Origin of the sequence: Nodosilinea sp. LEGE 07298, from assembly GCF_015207265.1 — a bacterium.
Classification (GTDB): Bacteria; Cyanobacteriota; Cyanobacteriia; order Phormidesmidales; family Phormidesmidaceae; genus Nodosilinea.
In genome coordinates, this window is the sequence record NZ_JADEXE010000327.1 from 1 (window position 1) to 7,108 (window position 7,108).

Genomic DNA, 7,108 nt, shown 5'->3' on the forward strand with positions numbered 1-7,108 from the left:
GTCTGCAATGGGAAGACAAATCGTTTTATCGCCTGCGGTTCCACGCTTCCGTCGTTGCTTGGCCATCACGTTGGCCTCCTAAGCGCTCTACCCCTATTTTACTCGACACAAACTTGGGTGGAACTAGGGGCAGTCATGAGCCTAGAAGCGGTCACCTAGATTTTCATCTTCCCCTTTCATCAAGGCATCCATACTTCTAGCGACACTAGGCAAAACTTGTTCTCCTCGTAAGTCCTTATACCACTGGACTAGTTGCTCTTTTTCAAACAAAGGAGACAACTTCACTTTCACCACATGGGTGTTTTCCCAACCCAATTTACCTCCTGCTTCACCCCCACCCACTGAAAGCACATCAATCTTGACTCCTGCGTTTCCTTCTTTCCTAGCAGCTACCCGCAACTCCAGTTCCACTGCTTCTACAAAGAGAATAGGCGGCTCGGCATCCTTAGCCGGTGGAGTTAGCAGGTCTTGTTTTACTTGATTAATAAGCTCGGCCAAGCCAATTGGTTGAGACATGTTTCAAAGCGTTAAACGAAAAGTCATCTCAATTAAAGCCTTGATGATTCTGGTGTTCTGAGATCTTAAGGAGAGCCCCATATTTCAAGTCACAATTCAGGTACCTGAATATGATCGGTTGGCTTAGCATAGACCCGATCAATCATCTGCGCGGAGTTACCTACCCACTTAGCAATTTGAATGCTGGGTATATCTGCTTCTCGACAAAGGCTACAAAACGTATGCCGAGTCTGATAGGGATTGCGATACTCAATATCAGGCAAAGAAGCCATCACCTTGGCCCATGCCCGGTTCGCGAAGTTATGCCAATCGATGAATTTGAATTCCCGACTGGGAAATACCAACGCTTCAGGATCAGCTGAAGCGGGCTTGATCAACTCCAGCAGTTCGGTCAACTGGGCATTGACCGGAAATCTCCTCAACTTCTGAGTCTTAAGGCCTTCCTTCAAAACCAGCCTTCTACCGTCATAAATCACCGCCTGCCTAAAAGTGATGACTTTGGATCCGACATGTTTCCACTGAAGCGCGATCGCCTCTGACGGGCGACACCCGGTGAAAAATAGAAATTGCATCAAAGGGGCATAGTAGCCGTAATACCGATTTGCCTTGAAGGCCGCGATAATCTGATCTCGCTCGTCGCGGGTGAAGGGATGGATCTCTTCCTCCTCTGTCCCGGCCTTTTTCACTTTGACATCGGCAGACATCCCATCAAACGGGTTTGAGCCAACGATGTCTGACTTCTTGGCCCACCGGCAGCAGGCACCTAGGTGCATCAAGACCCGCTTAGCAGAGTCAGCGGGCACATGGGCAGTAAACCAATCGAATACGGATTGAGAGTCAGCTAGGTGCTTGTGAGGGCATCTTTCCAAATGGTTAGCCATCCACCCGTACATCCGAATTGTGGCAGGAGACTTGCCAGCCTTCCTGGCATCTACGTACTGCTGCCACAGCTCACTCAGCTTGGGTGTAGTTTTGGGTGTAATGTCCAGCGATGCCACACTCATTGCTGACTGAGGCTTGTACTTTGCCAGGGTTTGGTCAAAATTGCCGGAGAGAATGTCTAGCTCAATCTCTCTAGCCTTCATCTCAGCTAGCTTTCGCCCTTCTGAGCTGTCTGACAACCCTATGGAAATATAATGCCGCTCGCCAGCGTGTCGGAATCGGAGCTGCAACCGGCCATTAGAGGTGATTACCGTAACAGTTCCTTTAGAAGCTTTGCCAGTAGGGGTTTTAGAGTACATGGGGCTACCTCGGCAGTACGTTTGAATTACACCCAATTTACACCCAATTTACACCCAAAAAGCCTGGAAGATACCCAAAAAGGTGATGAATTTAGAACATAGGTACTTGAACCCTAAGGATTTGCTGACGACAAAAAACCCCTGAAACCTATTGATTTCAGGGGTTTTGGGAATAAGCTGGTGACAAGACTCGAACTTGCGACCGGCTGATTACAAATCAGCTGCTCTACCAACTGAGCTACACCAGCAAAAGCATACTCAGTATAGCAACCTTACCAGGTAGCTTTGTAATTTGTAGGGTACCTATTGCTAAGACCCTACTTCATCTGCGGTTTCCAACTCGGGTGCGGGTTCGGCAGGGGCGATCGCACCCTCATCTTCCTTAAACACAACTCGCAGCAGGGGCGGGGCTAAAAACGTGGTGAAGATCACCATGACGATGATGGCTGCCTCTAAAGATTCTGTCAACACGCCGCTGGCGGCTCCGACACCGGCAAACACCAGGCCTACCTCGCCCCGAGGAATCATGCCGACCCCCACCGCTAGGCGATTGGTGCCAGGTTGACCAAAGATGACGAAGCCCGCTATGACCTTACCAATAATGGCAACGATCACCAGGAATGAAGCAATTACCAACCCGGCCCGGTTAGCGGGTTCTAGGGGATTGAGCACGCTTAAATCGGTGCGTGCCCCTACGGTAATAAAGAAAATCGGCACTAGCATATCGGCAATGGGGCTGATTTGCTCCTCTAGCTCCTTATGCTTGGACGTTTCCGCCAGAATAAGGCCGGCCGCAAAGGCCCCCAAAATGGCCTCTAGCTGAATAGCAGCGGCAATGTAGGCCAGCACAAAGGCAAAAATCAGCGAGCTGGTAATCACCTGGCCTCGGGTCCGCATTTGGTTGACCACCATGACGAAGTAGGGACTCAGTAGGCGGCCTACCAAAATTGACCCCACCAAAAACGTAGCAGCCCCGGCAATCAAATAGACTACATTGAGAATTTCAATTTCGCCGGTTTTGGCTAGACTGGCCACAACCGCTAGAACAATGATGCCAAGCACGTCATCAAGTACGGCAGCCCCAATAATAATCTGGCCTTCTTTAGAGCTAAGCTGCTGCATTTCAGCAAGCACCTTGGCAGTAATGCCAATACTGGTGGCGGTGAGAGCTGCTCCAGCAAACACCGCCGGAATGGTGTCGATGCCAAATAGCGCAATCAAACCTACTGTACCGGCGGCAAAGGGAGCGACGACCCCCACAATGGCGACCATAGCGGCTTGAGGACCAACTCGAATCAGTTCTTTAAGATCCGACTCTAAGCCAATTTCAAACAGTAGGATAATCACCCCCAGCTCAGCCAGGACTGAAACAACCTCGCTTTCACCCTGAAATACCTTAAATAAGCCCTCCGGTGATAAGCCAGCGGTCATGCCTACCAGCTTCATGAGCAGCGACGGTACTTCGCCACCGCCTTCGGGAAAGACAATCAGGTGCATGGCCGAGACACCCACAAGGACGCCCCCTACTAGTTCTCCCAATACCGACGGTAGGTTAATCCGAGCGCACAACTCACCACCGATCTTGGCGGCCAGGTATACCACAATTAAACTCAGCAGTACGCTGGCCAGCACCAGGGGCTCTAGCTCCGCTTCCGATTCGGCTACTTCGGCTAGCCAGGGGCCAGGACCAGATGGGGAGGAGAAGAAGTGGGTGGAAAAACTAATCAGGTCGCTACCGATGAGGGCACTCATCCAATTCGCCATGCAGACCGCTATAACTCGTCCCATACAATGTACATGAGATTTCTCCCTGTAAAGAGTTCATGGGGATCGTTCTAGCCGTAGTTTTACCTAAGGCAGCTAGGTTTAGGTAAAAAATCGGTGGGCTAGAGATGGCATCTGGCGGCGCACCTGAGAAATGCGATCGGGGTTAATTTCGGCGATCGCAACGCCCGTATCTACCCCAGCATCGGCCAGCACCATACCCCAGGGGTCGATGATCATGGCGTGCCCGTGAGACTGGCGGCGGGCATTGTGAAAGCCGGTTTGGGCGGGGGCAATCACGTAGCAGGTATTTTCGATCGCGCGGGCCTTAAGCAGCACCTGCCAGTGGTCTTTGCCGGTAAATTCGGTAAAGGCGGCGGGCACCACTAGCACCTCAGCGCCTTGCTGCGACAGGTGGCGGTACAGCTCTGGGAACCGCACGTCGTAGCACACCGATAGGCCCAAAATGCCAAAGGGTTTAGAGGGGAAAACATCGGGCAACAGATGGCCCGAAATAACCGTATTGGACTCGCGGTAGGTGTTGCCATCGGGCAGGTTGACGTCGAACAGGTGCACTTTTTCGTAGCGCAGCAGCTCCTGGCCTTCAGGGGAAACCAGCAGCGCAGTGTTAAAGACTTTGCCCTCTTTGGCGGGTACCGGGTACCCGCCGCCAATCAGAGTCACCTGGTAGCGCTGAGCCATGGTTTTGAGAAAGGCTTCGCTGGCTCGGCTAATGGTATCAGCTTGGGCAATTTTGGCGGATTCATCGCCTAAAAACGAGAAATTTTCGGGTAGGCTGACCAGTTCTGCCCCCTGGCGCGCGGCCAGGTCAATCAGCTCTTCGGCTTGGGCCAGGTTTTTGGCCAAATCTGGCACACTGGTCATCTGTACAGCGGCGGCCCGATACACTCTCATAAATTACCTGACTGGATATGGAGAAACCTGGAACAGATCTGTTCCCTATGCATCAATTTTATTCGCTCAGGGGAACGGTTTAACCCAGTCCTGCCAAAACAGTCTGAAGAATCACTGCTGCCTAAGGATCGGTAACCACGGTAATAGAAATCGTCTCTGGCTCGATGCTGAAAGTAATAGGGGTACCGGCGGGAATCGGCAGGGGTTGACTGTTTTGCGCAGCGCGCAGGCCGTCTAGCAGCCAGGCCTGCGCGGCGACATTGGGGGCGGCTAGGGCCACAAACTGGTTAGCGTAAACCACCTGGGCCATAGTCAGCGAGTTTCCCTGCTCGCCGCGCGGCAGCACTAAGGTCGCCCGATCGCCTGCTAGCTCTACGGCAGCTAGGCCATCGACTGAGCGGCCCAGTACACTAACGCCGGGGCCGGGGGCAAAGGTAAAGGCCGGTTCGACGCTGGCCAAAGCGTCTTGCAGGTTGCTAACGGCAGGGGATCTAGGGGTAGCACTGGCCTGGGCCAGGCGATCGGCTGCGATCACCCGATTGTCGCGATATTCTTCGGCCTTAGCCTGGGCCTGGGCGTAGTTGGGGTCGTCAGTGGGTACACTCTCCAGGGCGGCGATCGCCTGCCCCCACAGATCGCTTACCTGCTGCCAGTCGGCCTGGGTTTTGGCACTTTGGGCCGCCACCGCCGCCTGCCAGCCCAAATCGGTTCCCTGCTGCCAGGGCGACACCGCAAAATTGTTGAGGGTCAGCTCAGGTTCGGGGAGGTTGCTCTGCCCTAGGTACGATAGGCCGATCACGACGGCTGCGATCGCCCCCACCCCGCCAATACTCCAGGCCAGGGGCGACTTTGCTAGATGCTGCACCATAAAAACCTCGCGCCGTAGGTAGACCCTTAGTTTTTCAGCAGAGCCAAAGCCACAACCGGGAAGTTTTAGAGCGGGTTTTGGAACCAAAGTCAAGGTTAAGGTTAAGAACCTTTCCTAAACCCCTGCACCAAAGACCTTAAACTGGTCTAGGTTAAGCAGCTTAGATCGCCAGATTTCTGGCTGAATAAGAGATTTTCGCGGTAGTCAACTGGGCAGTCAATCACGGCGGGCACATCGTCTTCTAGTGCCATTTTCAGGGTGGGAATAAAGTCTTCGGTTGACTCAATTCGGTAGCCCTTTAGACCCATGGCCTCCGCCAGCTTGACAAAGTCGGGGTTGGTGAAGTGAATGTAAGTCGACTCGCCGTAATAGTTCATCTGCTTCCACTCAATCAGCCCATAGCCACCGTCGTTAAAGATGATGGTGACAAAGGGCGTGCCCACCCTCAGAGCAGTTTCGAGTTCCTGGCAGTTCATCATAAAACCGCCGTCGCCGGTCACCGCTACCACCTTGCGGTTGGGGTGCACCAGCTTGGCCGCCAGCGCCCCCGGTAGCGCGATGCCCATAGCCGCAAAGCCATTTGAAATCAGGCAGGTGTTGGGGCGCAGGCAGTGGTAGTTGCGGGCCATCCACATCTTGTGGGCACCCACGTCAGAAATCACAATATCTTCGGCGCTCAGCACCTGGCGCAGATCGTAGATCAGCTTCTGGGGCTTGATGGGGAAGCCGTAATCGTCGGCGTACTGCTCGTAGTCGGCGCGAATTTCGTCGCGCACCTTGAGGCTGGTGGGGTCGGGGTGGCCCTGGCGCTTCACCCGCTTGAGAATTTCTTCCAGCGAGTCAGAAATATCGCCAATCACCTCTACTTTGGGAATGTAGCTGCTGTCGATCTCAGCGTGGGTGAGGTTGATGTGCAGAATCGGCAGGTTGCCCTCGGGGTTCCACTTTTTGGGCGAATACTCGATCAGGTCGTAGCCCACGGCAACGATCAAATCCGCCTGTTCCATCGCGCAGCTAATGTAGTCGCGCTGCTGCAAACCTAGGGACCACAGTGCCAGCGGATGGGTGTAGGGAATCACCCCTTTGCCCATAAAGGTGTTGGCCACCGGAATGTTGAGCTGGGTGGCAAACTCAGTCAGGGCTTCGCTGGCGCTGGCCCGAATAGCGCCGTTGCCGACTAAAATCATCGGGTTGCTGGCCTGGGAAATGGCCACCGCCGCCTGCTGAATACTCTGCAATGAGGCGTAGGTTTTCTCCTTACTATCCTTGCGCAGGGCCGTCCCCTCAACCTCCATTTCGGCAATGTTTTCGGGCAGATCAATATGCACAGCACCGGGCTTCTCGGTCTGGGCCAGCTTAAAAGCCTTACGCACAATCTCAGGGGTAATGCTGGGCCGCACAATCTGGGCATTCCACTTGGTGACCGGTGCAAACATCGCCACTAAGTCCAAATACTGGTGCGACTCAATGTGCATGCGATCGGTGCCCACCTGGCCGGTAATGGCCACCAGCGGGGCGCGATCGAGGGTAGCATCGGCCACGCCGGTCATTAGGTTAGTCGCCCCTGGCCCCAGGGTGGAAAGGCATACCCCCGCCTTACCCGTTAGCCGCCCGTAGACATCAGCCATAAAGGCCGCCCCCTGCTCGTGACGGGTGGTAATGAACTGAATGGACGATCGCTTGAGAGCCTGAAGCAGCTGCAGGTTTTCTTCCCCTGGCAGACCAAAGATGTATTCGACGCCTTCGTTCTCAAGGCACTGGACCAGCAATTCGGCGGTGTTCATAGCGTGATAGGGGGGTAGAG

At 54.1% G+C, this 7,108-nt stretch carries 6 protein-coding genes and 1 tRNA gene; all 7 read right to left on the minus strand.

The features are described from left to right. Window positions 1-141: 141 nt before the first annotated feature. The 7 genes from IQ273_RS28255 to IQ273_RS28285 all read right to left on the minus strand — a co-directional run bounded on the left by IQ273_RS28255 (window position 142) and on the right by IQ273_RS28285 (window position 7,088). Window positions 142-516, minus strand: coding sequence for a trypco2 family protein (locus tag IQ273_RS28255; RefSeq protein WP_194026450.1), 375 nt, complete (start codon window positions 514-516; stop codon window positions 142-144). Between the two features lie 89 nt (window positions 517-605). Next, the gene (locus IQ273_RS28260; protein WP_194026451.1) at window positions 606-1,757 is read right to left on the minus strand and encodes a site-specific integrase; all 1,152 of its coding nucleotides are present in this window, start codon (window positions 1,755-1,757) and stop codon (window positions 606-608) included. A 175-nt stretch (window positions 1,758-1,932) separates the two neighbouring features. Beyond that, window positions 1,933-2,005, minus strand: a tRNA-Thr gene (locus IQ273_RS28265). Window positions 2,006-2,066: 61 nt separating this feature from the next. After that, the gene (locus IQ273_RS28270; protein WP_228054041.1) at window positions 2,067-3,509 is read right to left on the minus strand and encodes a cation:proton antiporter; all 1,443 of its coding nucleotides are present in this window, start codon (window positions 3,507-3,509) and stop codon (window positions 2,067-2,069) included. A gap of 114 nt (window positions 3,510-3,623) precedes the next feature. Beyond that, window positions 3,624-4,436, minus strand: a complete 813-nt coding sequence (locus IQ273_RS28275; protein ID WP_194026452.1) for a carbon-nitrogen hydrolase family protein — start codon at window positions 4,434-4,436, stop codon at window positions 3,624-3,626. Window positions 4,437-4,557: 121 nt separating this feature from the next. Then, window positions 4,558-5,304: a hypothetical protein gene (locus IQ273_RS28280; RefSeq protein WP_194026453.1), complete on the minus strand. Its 747-nt coding sequence runs from the start codon at window positions 5,302-5,304 to the stop codon at window positions 4,558-4,560. Between the two features lie 146 nt (window positions 5,305-5,450). After that, window positions 5,451-7,088: an acetolactate synthase large subunit gene (locus tag IQ273_RS28285; protein WP_194026454.1), complete on the minus strand. Its 1,638-nt coding sequence runs from the start codon at window positions 7,086-7,088 to the stop codon at window positions 5,451-5,453. Between the last annotated feature and the right edge of the window lie 20 nt (window positions 7,089-7,108).